16 protein-coding genes are annotated in these 18,692 nt (G+C 72.2%); 5 read left to right on the top strand and 11 right to left on the bottom strand.

Annotation, left to right across the window (positions count from 1 at the left end; translation table 11 throughout):
- The coding region (locus GVL05_RS12555) for a hypothetical protein (RefSeq protein WP_159573333.1) at positions 1 to 126 on the top strand (126 nt) is incomplete at its 5' end.
- A 117-nt stretch (positions 127 to 243) separates the two neighbouring features.
- Here GVL05_RS12555 and GVL05_RS12550 read toward each other — a convergent pair.
- On the bottom strand, positions 244 to 888 hold the full coding sequence (locus GVL05_RS12550; protein ID WP_123294712.1) for a hypothetical protein: 645 nt from the start codon (positions 886 to 888) through the stop codon (positions 244 to 246).
- 170 nt (positions 889 to 1,058) lie between these two features.
- On the opposite strand from GVL05_RS12550, the gene GVL05_RS12545 reads away from it, so the two are divergent.
- Entirely contained in the window at positions 1,059 to 2,684 is a 1,626-nt protein-coding gene (locus GVL05_RS12545; protein WP_159573332.1) for a molybdopterin-dependent oxidoreductase, read from the top strand.
- Between the two features lie 269 nt (positions 2,685 to 2,953).
- On the opposite strand, the gene GVL05_RS12540 is transcribed toward GVL05_RS12545, so the two are convergent.
- The 10 genes from GVL05_RS12540 to GVL05_RS12495 form a co-directional block, all read right to left on the bottom strand.
- Positions 2,954 to 3,733 (bottom strand): putative protein N(5)-glutamine methyltransferase, encoded by a 780-nt coding sequence (locus tag GVL05_RS12540; RefSeq protein ID WP_235035963.1) that lies wholly within the window; start codon positions 3,731 to 3,733, stop codon positions 2,954 to 2,956.
- 74 nt (positions 3,734 to 3,807) lie between these two features.
- Positions 3,808 to 4,785, bottom strand: a complete 978-nt coding sequence (locus GVL05_RS12535) for a ribose-phosphate diphosphokinase (protein ID WP_123294708.1) — start codon at positions 4,783 to 4,785, stop codon at positions 3,808 to 3,810.
- Positions 4,786 to 4,846: 61 nt separating this feature from the next.
- A complete protein-coding gene (glmU, locus tag GVL05_RS12530) occupies positions 4,847 to 6,274 on the bottom strand; it encodes a bifunctional UDP-N-acetylglucosamine diphosphorylase/glucosamine-1-phosphate N-acetyltransferase GlmU (protein ID WP_159573330.1) in 1,428 nt (475 codons plus the stop codon).
- A gap of 183 nt (positions 6,275 to 6,457) precedes the next feature.
- On the bottom strand, positions 6,458 to 7,843 hold the full coding sequence (locus GVL05_RS12525; RefSeq protein WP_159573329.1) for an MFS transporter: 1,386 nt from the start codon (positions 7,841 to 7,843) through the stop codon (positions 6,458 to 6,460).
- 376 nt (positions 7,844 to 8,219) lie between these two features.
- The gene (locus GVL05_RS12520; RefSeq protein ID WP_159573328.1) at positions 8,220 to 9,257 is read right to left on the bottom strand and encodes an NAD(P)-dependent alcohol dehydrogenase; all 1,038 of its coding nucleotides are present in this window, start codon (positions 9,255 to 9,257) and stop codon (positions 8,220 to 8,222) included.
- Positions 9,254 to 10,594, bottom strand: a complete 1,341-nt coding sequence (locus GVL05_RS12515) for an ROK family transcriptional regulator (protein ID WP_159573327.1) — start codon at positions 10,592 to 10,594, stop codon at positions 9,254 to 9,256. The genes GVL05_RS12520 and GVL05_RS12515 overlap by 4 nt, the downstream gene beginning before the upstream one ends.
- Positions 10,595 to 10,748: 154 nt before the next feature.
- The gene (locus GVL05_RS12510) at positions 10,749 to 11,798 is read right to left on the bottom strand and encodes a sugar phosphate isomerase/epimerase (protein WP_159573326.1); all 1,050 of its coding nucleotides are present in this window, start codon (positions 11,796 to 11,798) and stop codon (positions 10,749 to 10,751) included.
- Between the two features lie 106 nt (positions 11,799 to 11,904).
- Positions 11,905 to 13,005, bottom strand: coding sequence for a Gfo/Idh/MocA family protein (locus GVL05_RS12505; RefSeq protein ID WP_159573338.1), 1,101 nt, complete (start codon positions 13,003 to 13,005; stop codon positions 11,905 to 11,907).
- Complete coding sequence (locus GVL05_RS12500) at positions 13,002 to 13,709, bottom strand: ThuA domain-containing protein (RefSeq protein WP_159573325.1); 708 nt, start codon at positions 13,707 to 13,709, stop codon at positions 13,002 to 13,004. Before GVL05_RS12500 ends, GVL05_RS12505 begins: the two co-directional genes overlap by 4 nt.
- Positions 13,706 to 14,902, bottom strand: a complete 1,197-nt coding sequence (locus GVL05_RS12495) for a Gfo/Idh/MocA family protein (RefSeq protein WP_228504705.1) — start codon at positions 14,900 to 14,902, stop codon at positions 13,706 to 13,708. Before GVL05_RS12495 ends, GVL05_RS12500 begins: the two co-directional genes overlap by 4 nt.
- Positions 14,903 to 14,999: 97 nt before the next feature.
- Here GVL05_RS12495 and xylA point away from each other — a divergent pair, with 97 nt between their 5' ends.
- The 3 genes from xylA to GVL05_RS12480 are packed head-to-tail and all read left to right on the top strand — an operon-like array spanning position 15,000 to position 18,689.
- Positions 15,000 to 16,190, top strand: coding sequence for a xylose isomerase (gene xylA, locus GVL05_RS12490; RefSeq protein ID WP_111084913.1), 1,191 nt, complete (start codon positions 15,000 to 15,002; stop codon positions 16,188 to 16,190).
- 12 nt (positions 16,191 to 16,202) lie between these two features.
- Positions 16,203 to 17,672, top strand: a complete 1,470-nt coding sequence (locus tag GVL05_RS12485; protein ID WP_159573324.1) for a xylulokinase — start codon at positions 16,203 to 16,205, stop codon at positions 17,670 to 17,672.
- Between the two features lie 12 nt (positions 17,673 to 17,684).
- The gene (locus GVL05_RS12480) at positions 17,685 to 18,689 is read left to right on the top strand and encodes an acetylxylan esterase (protein WP_159573323.1); all 1,005 of its coding nucleotides are present in this window, start codon (positions 17,685 to 17,687) and stop codon (positions 18,687 to 18,689) included.
- The last annotated feature ends 3 nt before the right edge of the window (positions 18,690 to 18,692 follow it).

Here is an 18,692-nt window from a genome sequence, read left to right as displayed (position 1 = left end):
ATCCAGGGGCAGCGCGACTTCTTCGGCGCGCACACCTACCAGCGCATCGACAAGGACGGCACCTTCCACACGCTGTGGTCCGACGACGACCGCCGCGAGGTCGACCAGGAACCGTCCACCCACTAGACCGCGGCACGACCGCACCCTCGAAGGGCCCTGCCGATCGGCGGGGCCCTTCCCACGTCCGACAGCAGTGCGCTCGGTCACGACGATGTGCTCGGTTCAGGCGACGATGCGCTCGGTTCAGGCGACGATGCGCTCGCGCGCGAGGTCGGCGACGAGCCGGTCCAGCCGCTGTCCGCGGCCGAGCAGCCGACGAGAGCCGGGAGCCGTCCGCACGAAGAAGGTCGCGACCGCCGGTGTGTCGTCCGGCCGGACGTAGTGGATCGCGACCGCGCACGCCCGACGGGCATCGGCGCGGTCACCGTCGCCGTGGACGTCCTCGATCCCGACGTGCACCACCCGGCTCCACCGGACCACGAGCAACCGTGTGGCCTTGCGGTCGTCGAGTTCCCACAGGGAGGCCTCGGTCGCCCCGAACGCCCACGTCACACGGGCACCGAGGCTCACCTCCGGCCGGACCTCGGCGATCGCGTCGCGCAGTTCGGTCGTCGGAGCCGCCGGCACGAGCCAGACCGTGGGGTCGATGCGGCGGATGGCGAGCGCGAGGGCCTCGTCAGCGTGCCGGCGACGTACCGCAGCGGCACGGAAGACCGCGACCACGATGACCGTGACGCCCAGCGCGATCGCACCGAACTCGACGATCCCGAACCAGGACAGGTCCACGTCAGGTGCCGTCGCGACGACGATGATCCGCGCGGTGAGGAGCGCCGCCCAGATGCCCACGATCACCCACCGCAACGTGGACAGGCGCTGTGCAGCCGACATCGGCGTGCGGTCGGATCGGCGGGCGCGGCCGGGGCGCGGAACTGGATCTGGACGCCTCGGCACACCCCGATCCTCGCACGGCCCGATCGGCAGGTGCTGGCCGGGGTCGGTGAACGCCCGGGGAACCGCACGCACAGCCGACGAGCGGCCGGGCGACCTACGCTCGGGCGGTGACCACCGAACGCACCACGGACGTCCCGACGCCGGACGACCCATCGACGGACGAACACCCGGCCGGAGCCCCGCTCCGCCGGCCCGCGGTCCTCGCTGCGGCCGTCGGTCTCGTGGCCGCCGCCGCCTTCCTCGGGATCGCCGAGTTCGGCGCGCTGCTCCTCGGTGGTGCCGGCAGCCCGTTGGTGGCCGTCGGGTCCGCCGTGATCGACCTCGCACCGGCTGGGGCCAAGAACCTGATGGTCGCCCTGTTCGGCACCGGCGACAAGGTCGCACTGTTCGCGCTCATGACCGTCATCGTCGCCGCGATCAGCGCCGGGGCCGGGGTCCTCGAGCGCGCTCGGCCGCCCTTCGGGGCACTCGTCTTCGCCGTCGGCGGCGTGCTCGCACTCATCGCGGTGAGCACCCGTTCCGGCAGCGGCACGTTCGACGGCGCTCCCACCGTGTTCGGCGTGGCAGCCGCCGTGATCACCCTGCGGCTGCTGCTCCGCCGGCTCCGGCGCTGGGAGGCCGCAGCGGCCGTCCCGTCGGCGTCACCGCGACCTGCCTCGACCGAGCGCCGCGCGTTCCTGGTCTGGGGTGTCGCGACCGCAGCGGTCGCGGTCGTGGTGGGCACCGCCTCCCGGGTGGGGTCGTCCGCGATGCAGGCGGTCGCCGCTGCCCGACGAGCCGTGCGCCTGCCCGCGGCGGCGACACCCGCACCGGCCGTGCCGGGCGGCGCCTCGCTCGACGTCGACGGGATCACGCCCTACGTCACACCGAACGCCGACTTCTACCGGATCGACACCGCACTGCGCGTCCCCTCCATCGATCCGGGCGACTGGAGCCTGCGCATCCACGGCGCCGTCGAGAACGAGGTCACGCTGACGTGGGACGAGCTGCTGGCCCTGCCGCTCGAAGAGCACATGGCCACCCTGAGCTGCGTGTCCAACGAGGTCGGCGGCGACCTGATCGGCAACGCGCTCTGGCTCGGGTACCCGATCCGGGAGCTGCTGGCCCGCGCGAAGCCGACCGGGGACGCCGACATGGTGCTGTCCCGCAGCATCGACGGGTTCACCGCCGGGACGCCGTTGGACGTCCTGCAGGACGAGGGCACCGACGCGCTCCTCGCCATCGGCATGAACGGCGAACCGCTGCCGACCGAGCACGGATTCCCGGCGCGGATGGTCGTGCCCGGGCTGTTCGGGTACGTGTCGGCGACGAAGTGGGTGACCGAGATGGAGGTCACGCGCTTCGCCGATGCACAGGGGTACTGGACGCCGCGCGGATGGTCGGAACGCGGGCCCGTGAAGCTCGAGTCGCGCATCGACACCCCTCGGAACGGGACGACCGTGACCGTCGGTGAGCAGGTCGCCATCGCCGGGGTCGCCTGGCAGCCGCACACCGGGGTGAAGGCCGTGCAGGTCCGGGTCGGCTCGGGTGCGTGGCAGCAGGCGGAACTCGCCGAGTCGGTGTCCGCGGACACCTGGCGCCAGTGGGTGCTGCGGTGGACGCCGACCGCGGGGTCGCACCGGATCGAGGTCCGTGCCGTGAGCGCCGACGGCGAGGTGCAGACGAGCGTCGAGCGGCCGCCCGCGCCGAACGGGGCTTCAGGCTGGGCGTCGGTGACGGTCGACGCGAAGTAGCGCTGGCCGGCGCGGGGTCGGGGGCGTCGGGTGGGGCCGTGCGGCACGCCGTCCGCTGGTCGTCGAGGTTCCGAGATCTCGGCATGTCGAGCGTCCGAACGGCCGTCTGTGCGACCTCGACGGAACTGAGCGGCGTGTCGCGACCGGTCGGCGAACCAGGCGCCGGCCGAACTCGCGCGGGTCGAGCCCGTGCCGGTCGAGCCCGTGCGGGTCGAACTCGTGCGGCTCGAGCCCGTGCGGCTCGGGCTCGTCGGGTCAGACTCGTCGGGTCAGACGAGGAGCGTCGCGACGACGCAGGTGCCGTCGACCTCGTCGTCCTGCTCGACCACGGCCGTGAACCCGGCGGACACGAACGCCGCGACCGACGCATCTGCCTGCGCCACCGACACCTCGATCACGACCGAACCACCGGGGCGCAGCCACTCCCCCGCTCCTGCGGCGATCCGCCGGTGCAGGTCGAGGCCGTCCGCGCCACCGTCGAGGGCCACGCGGTGCTCGTGCTCACGCGCTTCGACCGGCATCATCGCGATCGACGCCGTCGGGACGTACGGGGCGTTCACCGCGATGACGTCGACGGCGCCGCGGAACCGGTCCGGCAGCGGCGCGAACAGGTCGCCGGCGACGACGATCCCGCGGTCGCCGATGTTCTCGGCCGCGACGTCGACGGCATCCGGGTCGATGTCCGTGGCCACGAGGTCGAGCGCGCCGACCCGGCCGAACAACGCCACCGAGATCGCACCGGCGCCGCAGCACAGGTCGACCACGCGGTCGTAGCGCTGCAACCGGCGAGCAGCCTGCTCGACGACGACGGTCGTCCGGGCACGCGGGACGAACACCCCAGGTGTCACCCGGATGCGGTGTCCGTCGAAGGCGGCCCAGCCGAGGACGTACTCGAGCGGCTCACCGGCGAGGCGACGCTGGACCAGGGAACGCAGCCGGACGGGTTCACCGTCGCCTGCTTCGAGGAGCAGGTCGGCTTCGTCCTCGGCGAAGACGCTCCCCGCGGCCCGGAGCCGGGCCGCGAGGGCGTCACGCGCGGGATGGGTCACCAACGGTCCGCAGACACGTCACGTCGACGAGACGGTGAGCCGCCGTCGGCTGCGCCCATGGTTCGACGGCTCCGCTACGCTGCGCCGTCGAACATCGACGTGACGGACCCGTCGTCGAAGACCTCGTGGATGGCGCGGGCCAGGAGCGGGGCGATCGGCAGGATCTCGAGACGGTCCCAGCGCTTCTCGACGGGCACCGGCAGGGTGTCGGTGACGACGACACGGTCGATGAACTCGCTCTGCAGGAGCTCGGTGGCCGGGTCGGAGAACACTGCGTGGGTCGCGGCGACGACGACGCCGATCGCGCCGGCAGCCTTCAACGCCTCAGCTGCCTTGGCGATCGTGCGCCCGGTGTCGATCAGGTCGTCGACGAGCAGGCACCAGCGGCCGGAGACGTCGCCGACGATCTCGTGGACCGTGACCTGGTTCGGGACCAGCGGGTCGCGACGCTTGTGGATGATGGCGAGGGGTGCACCGAGCTTCTCGGACCAGATGTCGGCGACGCGGACGCGCCCCATGTCGGGCGAAACGACCGTCAGCATCGACGGGTCGAGGATCTCGCGGAAGTGCTCGAGCAGCACCGGCATGGCGAAGAGGTGGTCCACCGGGCCGTCGAAGAAGCCCTGGATCTGGGCGGCGTGCAGGTCGACGCTCATGATGCGGTGCGCGCCCGCGGCCTTGAACAGGTCGGCGACCAGGCGGGCCGAGATCGGCTCGCGGCCGCGGCCCTTCTTGTCCTGACGGGCGTACGGGTAGAACGGCGCGACGACGGTGATGCGCTTGGCCGAGGCCCGCTTCAGCGCGTCGACGATGATGAGCTGCTCCATGAGCCACTCGTTGATCGGCGCCGTGTGCGACTGGATGACGAACGCGTCGCACCCGCGGACCGACTCGTCGAACCGGACGTACAGCTCACCGTTCGCGAAGGTCCGGGCATCGGTGGGGACCAAGTCGACACCGAGTTCCTCTGCGATCTCGGCGGAGAGCGCCGGGTGTGCTCGCCCCGAGACGAGGACGAGTCGTTTCTGGCCGGTTGTCTTGATTCCGGACAAGTGCGGTGCTCACTCCCTGACCCGTGTGGGGTCGATGTCGACGACCGGTGGTCGCCAGGATCTATTCGCCGTTCGCGTGCCGAGCAGCCTCGGCCGCCGGTGTGCCGGGTCGGTGTTCCTCGACCCATCCGTCGGTGTTGCGCTGTGGGGCGTAGCTGATCGCGAGCGATCCGGCCGGGACGTCCTTGCGGACCGTCGTTCCGGCACCCGTGTACGCACCGTCACCAATCCTAACCGGGGCGACGAACACGTTGTGCGAGCCTGTACGAACGTGCGAGCCGACCTCGGTGCGGTGCTTGTGCACGCCGTCGTAGTTCGCGGTGATCGTGTTCGCACCGATGTTCGAGTCCTCGCCCACCTCGGCGTCGCCGATGTACGACAGGTGCGGGACCTTGCTGCCGCGCCCGATCTTCGCGTTCTTCGTCTCGACGAAGGTGCCGATCTTGCCCTGGTCGCCCAGGATCGTGCCCGGACGCAGGTACGCGAACGGCCCTACCGAGGCACCGTCACCGATGACCGCGAGGGTGGCGTCGACCCGGTTCACCGTCGCGCCGGCGCCCACCTCGGTGTCGCGCAGCGTGGTGTCCGGCCCGACGACGGCACCGGCGGCGATGGCGGTCGCGCCGAGGAGCTGGGTGCCGGGCAGGACCTCGGCATCCGCTTCGATCGAGACGTCGAGGTCGATCCAGGTGGTGGCCGGGTCCTGCACGGTGACGCCGGCGAGCTGGTGTCGGCGGACGATGCGGGCGTTGAGCTCGCGGGCGGCGTCGGACAGCTGCGCGCGGTCGTTGATGCCGGCGACGAGCCACGGGTCGGTGAGCGTGACGACGTCGATGCGCCCGCCTCGCGCACTGATCAGCGCGGGGGCGTCGGTGATGTATTTCTCGCCCTGCGCGTTCGCCGTGGTGAGCGACGGCAGGACCGCCCGGAGGCGCGTCACGTCGAACGCGTAGATGCCCGCGTTCGCCTCGGCGATGGCCAGCTGTTCGGCTGTCGCGTCCTTGTGCTCGACGACACCGACGAACGCGCCGTCAGCATCCCGCACGATCCGTCCGAGGCCGGTCGGGTCCGGGGCGATCGCACTGACGAAGGTCGCGCCGTTTCCCCCGCCGGCGTGGGCGTCGACGAGCAGGCGGAGCGACGCCGCGTCGAGCAACGGGACGTCGCCGGAGAGCACCACGACGGCTCCGTCGAAGTCCGCGGGGAGCGCCTGGACCGCGACCTCGACCGCACGGCCGGTGCCGGGGACGTCGTCCTGGTCGACGATGATGGCGTCGGGCGCACGCTCGGTGATCTCCGCTGCGACCAGGTCACGCTCGTGCCGCACGACCACTGCGACGTGCTCCGGCCCGAGGGACGACGCCGTCCGCAGGACGTGCGCGATGAGCGGCAGCCCGGCGAGCCGGTGCAGCACCTTGGGGGTGGACGACTTCATGCGCGTGCCCTGCCCGGCGGCGAGGACGACGACGGCGATGCGCTGGTCGGTCATGGGTCCATCCTGGCGCACCCGCGCTGCGGAGTCCGCTGGAACCGCGGCCCTGTGCAGAACCGTGCGCACAACCGCACCGGGGACGTTCCTTCCCATCGACCTCGGGATGGAAAGCGGGATCGGGCATACCTGGACGGAACAAACGACCAGCTACGCCCGAAACGACCAGCTACACCCGAACACCTACGCGCGGAACGTCACCCGCGGCTCGGGCTTCACGAACGCCATGAGCACCAGCCCCACGACGAGCACCACCACGATCCCGAGGATCCCGAAGCGCGTCGAGCCGCCGACCGTCACCGCGACACCGAACAGCGCCGGCGCCAGGAACGACGCCGCCCGGCCGGTGGTGGCGTAGAGGCCGAAGAGCTCGCCCTCGCGGCCGGGGGTCGCCAGCCGCGCCAGGTACGCCCGCGACGACGACTGCACCGGTCCGACGAACAACGCCAGGGTCAGCCCCAGCACCCAGAACCACTCCGTCCGACTGCCGACCGCCAGGACGCCGAGCCCGCAGGCAGCGAGGCCGATCAGCGACACCATGATGAGCGCGCGCGAGCCGAAGCGGTCGTCGAGCCGTCCGGACACGAAGGTGGCGACGCCGGCGACGACGTTCGCGGCGATGGCGAACAGGATGACCTGCGAGGCGCTGAACCCGAACACCTGCGCCGCGATGATCCCGCCGAAGGTGAACACCGCGCCGACACCGTCGCGGAACACCGCGCTGGCGACCAGGAACGCGAGCACGTTCCGCCGTTCGCGCCAGAGCCGGGCGATGTCCCGACCCAGGTCGCGGTAGGCACCGAACACGCCGCCGGTGTGCCGGTGGTCGGGCGCGGCCTCGGGCACGACGACGAAGAGCGGGATCGAGCTGACCGCGAGCCACACGGCGGCGATGCCGATGGCGACGCGGACGTCCCACTGCCCGGTCGCGACGGTGGCCGGCAGCTGCAGGAGTCCGCCGACGACGCCGTCGCCGCGGAAGTCCTGGATGCAGAGCACGAGCAGCAGCACGAGCAGCACGATGCCGCCGAAGTACCCGGCGGCCCACCCGATCGCGGACACCCGTCCGGTGCGCTCCCCCGACGCGACCTGCCCGATCATGGCGTTGTAGCCCACGCTCGCGATCTCGTACGCGACCGTGCCGATGCCGAGCAGCGCCGCCCCGAGAACGAGGTACGGCTGGCTCGGTGCGACGAAGACCATGCCGCCGATGGACAGCACGATGCCGATCGTGGCGATGAGCACGGACCGGCGGCGGTGCCCCGACGAGTCCGCCAGGCGACCGATCGCGGGTGCCACGAGCGCGACGACGATGCCGGCGATCGTCAGGGCCGTGGAGACCACCGCGGCGTTGTGGGCGAGTTCGCGTTCCACCAACGCCGTGCCCGCGGCGGACGTGTCGGCCACCTTCGCCGGGTCGACGAACGCCCGGCTGGCCAGGTACGTGCTGAACACGAACGTGGTGACGACGGCGTTGAACGCCGCGGACCCCCAGTCCCACAGCGCCCAGGACACGAGCGCGCGCCGGTCGGTGCGCTGCGGCACGACGGCGGCCGGTGAAGCGGTCATGCGCGAACCGTAGCGCGTCCCGGTGACGCACCGGTGGCCCCGTTCCGGGTCACGTGCCGGTCGGAAGGCGCGTGGCGGCCTGGCCACGGGCCTCCCGTCCGCACCGTGCGCGCGCCGTCACCCCGTGCGAGCTTCCGCGCACCGTGCCCGCCCACAGGGCGACACCATGCCGACGACCGTGGACACAACGACGAACCTCGCACCGTGCGCCAGCCGCCAGCCGGACGGGAGGCCCGTGGCGGCCTGGCCACGGGCCTCCCGTCCGCACCGTGCGCGCGCCGTCACCCCGTGCGAGCTTCCGCGCACCGTGCCCGGTTGCAACCCCGCACGGGGCACGCAACGCGGCGCGGGGCAGCGAACCGAGCACCGTGCGCGCTCAGGCGGGGACGCCGCCGGGGTAGACGACCGACTTGAGGGACTCCGGGTCGGTGTCGCTCTCGAGTGCCTGCCGGACCTCGTCGAGGCCGAACCGACCCGTCACGAGCGAGTCGAGGTCGATCTGTCCAGAGGCGACCAGGCCGATCGCGACCGGCCACGTGCCGGTGTAGCGGAAGATCCCGGTGACCGTGACCTCGAGGTTCTGGATGTGCTCGACGGGCAGGGTCATCTCGGAGTTGCCGAGCCCGACGAGCACCGCGGCACCGGCCGGTCCGACGGCCTTGATGCCGTCGGAGACGGCTCGGGGAGCACCACTGGCGTCGATGAACGCGTCGACCGGTGCGATGTCCGAGGCGACGGACACCACGGTCGGGTCGACGACCTCGGTGGCGCCGTACTGCAACGCACGCTCCCGGCGCTCGGGGACCAGGTCACTGATGACGATCCGGGTGGCGCCGAAGGCCCGCGCGGCCTGGGCGCAGATGATCCCGATCGGACCGGCACCGGCGATGAGCACCGAGGAGCCGGGGACGATGCCGGCCTTGCGGACCGCGGCGATCCCGACGGACAGCGGTTCGAGCAGGGCACCGGCCTCGAACGAGACGGAGTCGGGCAGGACGTGGGCGAACTCGGCCTCGATCGTGACGAACTCGGCGAAGGCACCGTCGACCGGCGGGGTCGCGTAGAAGCGCATGTGCGGGCAGAGGTTGTAGCGGCCGGCCAGGCACTGCGCACAGCGGTGGCACGGGCGCTGCGGTTCGACGGCGACGCGCTCCCCGACGCGGGCGGGGTCGACGCCCGCCCCGACGGCGGTGATCGTGCCGGACAGCTCGTGGCCGAGGACGAGGGGCTCCTCGACGACGAAGTCCCCGATGCGGCCGTGGCGGTAGTAGTGCACGTCGGAGCCGCACACCCCGACCGCGGCGACCCGGACGAGTACGTCGCCCGGTTCGACCTCGGGCACGGGGCGGTCCTCGACGGTCAGGTCCTGGGTCCCGAGCAACACGCTGGTGCGCTGGCGCTGGATGGAGGTCATGGGGTTCTCGCTTCCTCGGCCGCGGCGTCGCGGTCGGACGTGGGGGTGGTGGAGCGGTCGGGCGTGCGGGTGGTGGAGCGGTCGGGCGTGTGGGTGGTCGTGGAGTCGGCTGGAGCTGGCCTCGGGACGAGCCGGGCTGCCGTCGGGTCGCGCAGCAGGTCGCGGAACCCGAGTTCGGCGGCACCGCGGAGCAGCACGTCGGCACCGAGCGCCGCCGGAGCGATCCGCAGCCGTTCGGTCACGGCGGCCATCGACTGGGCGCGGACCTCGACCTCGATGCGGTCGCCGACGTGCTCGAGCAGCACCCCGAGGAACCCGCCGAGGACGACCACCTCGGGGTTGACGGTGTGGATCGCGTTGCGGAGTGCGGTCGCGAGAGCGGTGACCTGGCGGTCGACCACCCGCTCGACCTCCGGCCGGCGTTGCGCGAGCACCACGGCGAGCGCGGACGGGTCGTCCGGGGCGACGCCGGCCGCCGCGACGAGCGCGTCCCGCGAGGCCTCGGTCTCGAGGCACCCGACGGCTCCGCAGTGGCAACGGACTCCGTTGGCTGCGACGAAGGTGTGGCCGAGCTCACCGGCGTAGCCGTCCGCGCCGCTGAGGGGTCGGGCGGCACTGATGACACCACCGCCGATACCGCTCGCGCCGCCGTTGAGGTAGATCAGGTCGTCGACTCCGCGGCCACTGCCGTACAGGCGCTCCGCCCAGGCACCGGAGTTCGCGTCGTTCGTCGCACGGACCGGCAGGCCGGTGCGCTCGGCGAGGGGACGGGCGATCGGTTCGTCGTGCCAGCCCAGGTGGGGCGCGGAGCGGACCACGCCGTCCTCGACCCGTACGGTCCCGGGCACGGCGACGCCGATGCCGGCGATCCGGGCGGGTGCGGCGTTGCCGGCGACCAGGCCGTCCAGGAGTCCGGCGATGGTCTCGACTGCCTGGGCAGCGGTCGGGGCCGAGCGACTCGACGCCACCGCACGGTCGCGCACGCTGCCGTCGAGCCCGACCAACGCGACGGTGACGGCGTCCACCTCGACCGTGACGGCGACGGCGACCACCTCGGCGGCGGCACGGACGACGGGGCTCGGACGGCCGACGCCAGGGCTCGGACTGCCCGCGACACCGGCGCTCGTGCTGCCCGTTGCAGGGACGTCCTCGTGCACGAGTCCGCGCTCCACCAGTTCACCGACGAGCGTGAGCGTGGTCGACCGGTTGAGTCCGGTGCGTCGGGTGATCTCGGCGCGGGTGATGGGACCGTCCTCGTGCACCAGGCGGAGGACGCGCGCAGCGTTGCCGCGTGTCGGGGTCTGCGCGACGACGGGTGCCGCTGTCAGGCGAGCCATCGGGTCCTCTCGGTCGTGCTCCGTGTGTGCTGGCCCATCCTCGCGTGTTCGGTCCTTCCCAGAACGCCCGCGATGGGAAGCGGGATCGGGCACACCTGGTCGAAACGAAGGACCAGGTACGCCCGGATCCGGCAGGTACGCCCGGAACCGCCGGTCACCGCGAACGCGAGAACGCGGCGTCGAACGGGGCCTCCGGCGGCGCGATCGTGCCGAGCTGCCGCACGAACGCCAGCGCTTCGGGTCCTCCGACGAGTCGGTCCATGCCGGCGTCCTCCCACTCGACGCTGGTCGGGCCGGTGTACCCGATGTGGTTCAGCACGCGGAACACGCGCTCCCACGGCACGTCACCGTGTCCGGCGGTCACGAAGTCCCAGCCGCGGCGCGGGTCGCCCCACTGCAGGTGCGAGCCGAGCCGGCCGTTGCGCCCGTCGAGCTGCTTCACCGACTCCTTGCAGTGCACGTGGTACACCCGGTCGGCGAAGTCGAGCAGGAACGCTGCGGGGTCGAGGTCCTGCCAGACGAAGTGCGAGGGGTCGAAGTTGAACCCGAACGCCGGCCGGTCCGCGAAGAGCTCGAGCGTGCGCTTGGCGGTCCAGTAGTCGTAGGCGATCTCGGACGGGTGCACCTCGAGTGCGAAGCAGACCCCGACCTCCTCGAATACGTCGATGATCGGCGACCACCGGTCGTGGAAGTCCTGGTACCCGGCGTCGATCATGCTCGGCGGGACCGGCGGGAACCCCGCGACGGTCTTCCAGATCGACGACCCGGAGAACCCGGTGACGGTGTCGACCCCGAGTGCCGCTGCGGCGCGGGCGGTCCACTGCAGTTCCTCGGCGGCACGCTGTCGGACACCTTCGGCCTCGCCGTCGCCCCAGACGTGCGGCGGCAGGATGTCCTCGTGCCGCTGGTCGATGGGGTCGTCGCACACGGCCTGGCCGACCAGGTGGTTCGCGATCGTCCAGACCTGCAGCCCGTTGCGTTCCAGGATCGCCTTGCGCTCGGCGACGTACGCCGGGTCCGTTGCGGCGCGCCGAACGTCCAGGTGGTCGCCCCAGCAGGCGATCTCGAGTCCGTCGTACCCCCAGTCGCCGGCGAGCCGGGCGACCTCTTCGAAGGGCAGGTCGGCCCACTGTCCGGTGAACAGCGTGACCGGCCGGGAGGCCCGGGTCGGCTCCGCCTGGTCGCTCGCGTCCGTCGTCGTCATCGTCGTCGTCCTTCCGTGCGGTGGTCGGGGTCCGTGCTGTGGTCGAGGTGCGTGCTGTGGTCGAGGTGCGTGCTGTGGTCGAGGTGCGTGCTGTGGTCGAGGTCCGTCACCACGACCCGGGAACGGACCCGGCGGGGACGGTGGCGGGGCGGTCGACGCGCGAGTGCACCTCGACGACCGCGTGGTCGCGGGCCGCGGCCGAGACGGCCTCCATGACCTCGAGCACGTGGAACGCGAGGTCGCCGGAGGCCCGGTGCGGACGGTCCGTGGCGATCGCGTGCGCCAGGTCGGCGAGCCCGTACCCACGGCCGGCGTCGGCGTACCCGGCGGAGACCGGCAGCTCGCGCCACTCACGGTCGTCCGCCGTGGCGATCGACACGGGGTCCGAGAACCGGTTCGGGTCCGGCACGCCGAGGGTGCCTGCCGTGCCGTACACCTCGAAGAGCGGTGCGCGGGTGGCCCAGACCTCGAACGAGACCGTGACGGTCGAGACGACGCCGTTCTCGTGCTCGAGGATCGCGACCACGTGGGTGTCGATGTCGACCGGGATCGCGGTGCCGGCGTTCGGTCCGGTCGCGACGGTCCGCTCACGGGTGGAGCGGGTGGCGCTGCCGTTCACCCGGACGACCGGTCCGAAGAACGTGACGAGGCTGGTCAGGTAGTAGGGGCCCATGTCGAGCAGCGGACCGCCACCGGGCTGGTAGTAGAACGCGGGCGCCGGGTGCCAGAGCTCGTGGCCGGGGGCGCTCCAGGCGACGGCTGCGCCGACCGGTGTGCCGATCAGGCCGTCGTCGAGGGCGGCCCGCGCGGTCTGGATCCCGGTGCCGAGGACGGTGTCCGGGGCGCTGCCGACCCGCAGGCCCGCGGCCCGGGCGGCCTCGAGCACCGGTTCGGCCTCGGCTGTGGACATCGCCAGGGGCTTCTCGCCGTAGACGTGCTTGCCCGCGGCGAGCGCCCGGGTCGCGACGTCGGCGTGGGCGGCGGGGATCGTCAGGTTGAGCACCACGTCGACGTCGTCGGCCGCGAGCAGCTCGTCGACGCTCGTCCCGCGCACGCCCTGTGCGGCGCCGACCGTCCGCGCCCGGTCGACGTCGAGGTCGGCGACCGCGACGAGCGACAGGCCGGGCAGGGCCGGGAAGTGTTCGAAGTACTGCTGGCTGATCACGCCGACGCCGACCACCCCGACGCGGAGGACGGGTTCGTTCACCGTGCTGCCCACAGGAGGCCCCTCTCGATGATGGTGCGGAGTGGCTGCGACTCGACGACCTCGAGGCGGTGCCCGGGCGCGGAGACGAACACGCGGCCCTCGCCCCACTGCCGAGTCCAGATCGCCGGGGCGGTGACCGGACGGTTCCAGGCGTCGAAGTCGCGCGCTTCCTGCGTGGTGGTCGCGAGGACGTCGTTGTACTCGTCGGACAGCACCCAGTACTGCTCGGTGACGAGGTCGAAGTCCTCGATGCCCTGCGTGATCGGGTGCGATCGTCCGAGGTCGGTGAGGTGCACCGTGTACGGGATGTAGTTGTCGGACTGCTCCCCGACGCGCTCGTCGGGGTGCTTGCCGGCGTGGTGGGCGAACTGGCCGCCGACCATGTGCAGGTAGTCGGCGGTGTTCCGGAACGCGTCCGCGATGCCTCCGTGCCAGCCGGCCAGTCCGGCGCCGTCCAGCACCGCGCGCTGCAGCCCGGCGAACTCGTCGTCGGCGATGGTCGACATGGTGACGACCTGCACGATCAGGTCGACCTCGGCCATGACGGACTCGTCGGCGTAGACGGCCGTCGAGTCCGACACCCGGACCGCGAACCCGTTGTCGCGCAGGAACGGGACGAACAGGTCGGTGGTCTCGACGGGCTGGTGGCCGTCCCAGCCCCCGCGGACGACGAGCGCCTGGCGTGTGCCGTCGGCGGCGGTCACGCGGTCACCGTCCAGCTGCTGCCGTCGGCGGCGCTGCGTTCGACGGCGTCGAGCACGCGCTGCACGTGCAGGCCGTCCTCGAACGAGGGCGACGGGTCGGTGCCGGCCACGATCGCTTCGACGAAGTCCTTCACCTGGTGGCTGAAGGTGTGCTCGTACCCGATGAGGTGTCCGGTCGGCCACCACGCCGCCATGTAGGGGTGCTCGGGTTCGGTGACCAGGATGCGGCGGAAGCCCTGCTCTCCCGCGGGTGCCGACGACTCGTACAACCGCAGTTCGTTCATGGACTCGAGGTCGAACTGGATCGCGCCTTCGGACCCGCTGATCTCGAGCGTCAGGCCGTTCTTCCGGCCGGTGGCGTAGCGCGTGGCCTCGAACGTGCCGATCGCGCCGTCGGCCGCACCGCCGCCGAGTCGGGCGGTGAAGAACGCGGCATCGTCGACGGTGACCTGCCCGCGCTCGCTCGACGCCGTGCCGGAGAGTCCGACGCCGTCGGCGAGCAGGGGGCGCTCGGTCACGAAGGTCTCGAGCAGACCCGACACCCGGGTGAGCTCGGCGCCGGTGACGTGCTCGACGAGGTCGATCGCGTGCGCGCCGATGTCGCCGAGCGCACCGGAACCGGCGAGCTCCTTGTCGAGGCGCCAGGTCATCGGGCCGTCCTCGTCGGCGAGCCAGTCCTGCAGGTAGAGCGCGCGGACCTGGCGCACGGTGCCGATCCGGCCGTCCTGCACGAGCTGTCGGGCGAAGGCGATGGCCGGCACCCGGCGGTAGCTGAACCCGACCATGGCGCGGACCCCGTGCGCCCGGGCGGCTACGGCAGCGGCGGTCATCGCCTCGGCCTGTTCGACGGTGTTGGCGAGCGGCTTCTCGCACAGGACGTGCTTGCCGGCCTCGAGCGCGGCGATCGCGATCTCGACGTGCGACGACCCGGGCGACACGATGTCGACGACGTCGATGTCCGGGTCGGCCACGACGGCGCGCCAGTCGGTCGACGCGGACTGCCAGCCGTACTGCACGCGAGCGGCCTCGGTGCGTTCCGGGTCGCGCCCGACGATCACCGCCATCTCGGGTTCGACCCCGAGATCGAAGAACCTGGGGGCGGTCCGCCACGCCTGTGAGTGTGCGGCTCCCATGAAGCCGTGCCCCACCATGGCGATCCGCAGTCGTTGCTGCGCCGTCGAAACACTTGCCATCCGCTCGCTCCTTTGCGATCACGTCCTTGCCACAGCCAACACTACCGCTTATGTTGGGCGCGGCAACATTTTGTTTCGACGACGAACGGTGACCACCATGGCAACGACGCCCACCCGTGCAGACAAGTTCTCCTTCGGTCTCTGGACCATCGGCTACAACGGCTCCGACCCCTTCGGCGGGCCGACCCGTCCGGCCCTCGACGTGGTCGAGGCGGTCGAGAAGCTCGACGAGCTCGGCGCCTACGGCCTGACCTTCCACGACGACGACCTGTTCGCGTTCGGCTCGACCGACGCCGAGCGGCAGACGCAGATCGACCGCCTCAAGGGTGCGCTCGACTCCACCGGCCTCATCGTGCCGATGGTGACGACGAACCTGTTCTCCGCGCCCGTGTTCAAGGACGGCGGCTTCACCTCGAACGACCGGCAGGTCCGCCGCTTCGCGCTCCGCAAGGTCCTGCGCAACATCGACCTCGCCGCCGAGCTCGGTGCGTCGACGTTCGTGATGTGGGGCGGCCGCGAAGGCTCCGAGTACGACAGCGCGAAGGACGTGCAGGCCGCGCTCGAGCGCTACCGCGAGGCCGTCAACCTGCTCGCCGACTACGTCACCGACAAGGGCTACGGCATCCGCTTCGCCATCGAGCCGAAGCCGAACGAGCCCCGCGGCGACATCCTGCTGCCGACCCTCGGCCACGCGATCGCCTTCACCGAGACCCTCGAGCGCCCCGAGCTGTTCGGCATCAACCCCGAGGTCGGCCACGAGCAGATGGCGGGCCTGAACTTCACGGCCGGCATCGCCCAGGCGCTCTACCAGGGCAAGCTCTTCCACATCGACCTCAACGGTCAGCGCGGCATCAAGTACGACCAGGACCTGGTGTTCGGCCACGGCGACCTGCAGAACGCGTTCTCGCTCGTCGACCTGCTCGAGCACGGTTCGCCGCAGGGCGGCCAGGCCTATGACGGCCCGCGCCACTTCGACTACAAGCCGAGCCGCACCGAGGACATCACGGGCGTCTGGGACTCGGCGGCCGCGAACATGCGCATGTACCTGCTCCTCAAGGAGCGCGCGCAGGCCTTCCGCGCCGACCCCGAGGTGCAGGCCGCGCTCGAGGCCTCGAAGGTCGGGGAGCTCAGCACGCCGACCCTGAACGACGGCGAGTCCTACGACGCCTTCCTGTCCGACCGCTCGGCCTACGAGGACTTCGACGCCGACGCGTACTTTGGCGGCAAGGGCTTCGGCTTCGTCCGACTGCAGCAGCTCGCCATCGAGCACCTGCTCGGCGCGCGCTGACAGGCTGCGGGGATGACACAGCTCGTCGCCGGCGTCGACTCGTCGACCCAGTCCTGCAAGGTCGCGATCCGCGACGCGGCGACGGGTGCCGTCGTCCGTGAGGGACGCGCCGCCCACCCGGACGGCACGTCCGTCGATCCCCGCCACTGGTGGGACGCCCTCGGCACCGCGGTCGCGGACGCCGGCGGGCTCACCGACGTCGGCGCCGTCGCGATCGCCGGGCAGCAGCACGGCATGGTCGCGCTCGACGCCGACGGTCACGTGGTCCGCGACGCCCTGCTCTGGAACGACGTGCGCAGTGCGGATGCGGCCGCGCAGATGGTCGAGGAGATCGGACGGGAGGCCTGGGTCGCCCGGACGGGACTGGTCCCGGTGGCATCGTTCACCGGTACCAAGCTGCGGTGGCTCCGCGACGCCGAGCCGGACAACACCGGCCGCGTCGCAGCCGTCGCGCTCCCCCACGACTGGTTGTCGTGGCGGCTGCGCGGGTACGGCCCGGCCGACGAGAGTCCGCTCGGCCCCGACCTCGACGCACTCGCCACCGACGCCTCGGACGCCAGCGGCACCGCCTACTGGGACCCGGTGCGCCGGGAGTACGACCCGGAGCTGTTCGAACTCGCGCTCGGCCGCCCGATGCGCGTCGCCGGCTCCGAGCCGACCGCGGACACGGTCGTCGTGCCGCGCGTGGTCGCCCACGACGAGGCGATGGGGACACTCGACGTCGATGTGGCACTGCCGAACGGCGCGGTCGCACCGGCCGGACTGGTCGTGGCGGCCGGACTCGGCGACAATGCCGGTGCGGCGCTCGGACTCGGGCTCGCTCCCGGGGACATCGCGGTGTCCCTGGGGACCAGCGGGACCGTCTTCGGCGTCACCGCGACCGAGGTCCTGGACCCGAGCGGGACCGTGGCGGGCTTCGCCGACGGGACCGGGTCGCGCCTCCCGATCGTCACGACGCTCAACGCAGCCCGCGTGCTCGAGGTGATCGGCGGCCTGCTCGGCGTGGACCACGACGCGCTCGGCGAGCTGGCGCTGCAGGCGCCGGCCGGGGCCGACGGCCTCGTGCTGGTGCCGTACTTCGTCGGCGAGCGCACGCCCAACCGGCCGGACGCGACCGCGTCACTGCTCGGGATGACCCCGGGCACGACCGACCGACCGCACCTGGCGCGCGCCGCGGTGGAGGGCATGCTCTGTGCCCTGGCCGACGGACTCGCCGCGGTCGAGGGCACCGGTGTGACCGTGTCGCGACTGCTGCTCATCGGCGGGGCCGCGCGGAACGAGGCCGTCCGGACCGTCGCGGCGCAGGTGTTCGGGCGCGACGTGCTGATCCCGGAGCCCGGCGAGTACGTGGCGTCCGGGGCCGCGCGTCAGGCAGCCTGGGCGTTGACCGGCGCGCTGCCGTCGTGGGACATCGCGACGACGACCGTGCCGGCGGACCCGCACCCCGAGGTGCTCGAGCAGTACCGCGCCGCGGCGCGCTGACCGAGGAGACCCATGGCACGCACCGACCTCCCGCTCGACGAACTCCGTCGGCACCGGCCCGAGGTCCGGCGACCGGCCGACTTCGACGCGTTCTGGGCGGACACGATCACCGCGGCCCGGGCGGCCGGAGCGGAGACGGCTGCCGTCCTCGCTCCGGCCGACACCCCGGTGACCGGACTCGTCGTCGAGGACCTGACGTTCCCGGGGTTCGCCGGCGATCCGGTGCGCGCCTGGGTCTCGCGACCGCTGGCCGGTCGTGACACGGCGCTGCCCGTCGTGGTCGAGTTCCTCGGCTACGGCGGCGGCCGCGGGCGCCCCGGCGAACGCGTGCACTGGGCCCTCGCCGGGTACGTGCACGTCGTCATGGACACCCGTGGCCAGGGCAGCGGGTGGGCCGGCGGCGACACCCCCGACCCGCACGGCTCCGGACCGCACGCGAGCGGGTGGATGACGAGCGGCATCGGCTCCCCCGCCGACCACTACTACCGCCGGGTGTACACCGACGCCGTCCGCCTGGTGGATGCCGTGCGGACGCTGCCCGGTGTCGACCCGTCACGCATCGCCCTGACCGGCGGCAGCCAGGGCGGGGGCATCGCCATCGCCGCAGCTGCCCTGGTCGAGGCCCACGTCGGACCGATCACCGCGGTGCTGCCCGACGTCGCGTTCCTGTGCGACTGGGAGGGCGGCACCGACATCGCCGTCGGGGGCCCGTACCTGGAGCTCGCGACCTACCTGTCCGTGCACCGCGACGCAGCCGACACGGTGTGGGACACCGCGGCGTACTTCGACGGGGTGAACCACGCCGCCGGCATCACCGCCCCGGCGCTGTTCTCCGTGGCCCTGATGGACGACGTCGTGCCGCCGCGCACGACCTTCGCCGCCTTCAACGCACTCGGGGCGGACGACACGTACGCGCTGGCCGACCGTCAGATCGAGGTCTACCCGTACAACGGGCACGAGGGTGGCGGCTTCCGGCACTGGGAACGGCAGGTGGCGTTCCTGCGCGCACGGGCGTGACGG

Origin of the sequence: Curtobacterium sp. 18060 (genome assembly GCF_902706105.1) — a bacterium.
Lineage (GTDB): Bacteria > Actinomycetota > Actinomycetes > Actinomycetales > Microbacteriaceae > Curtobacterium.
Note: the sequence above shows the minus strand (reverse complement) of the source record. Positions and strands in the feature narration are given on the sequence as shown.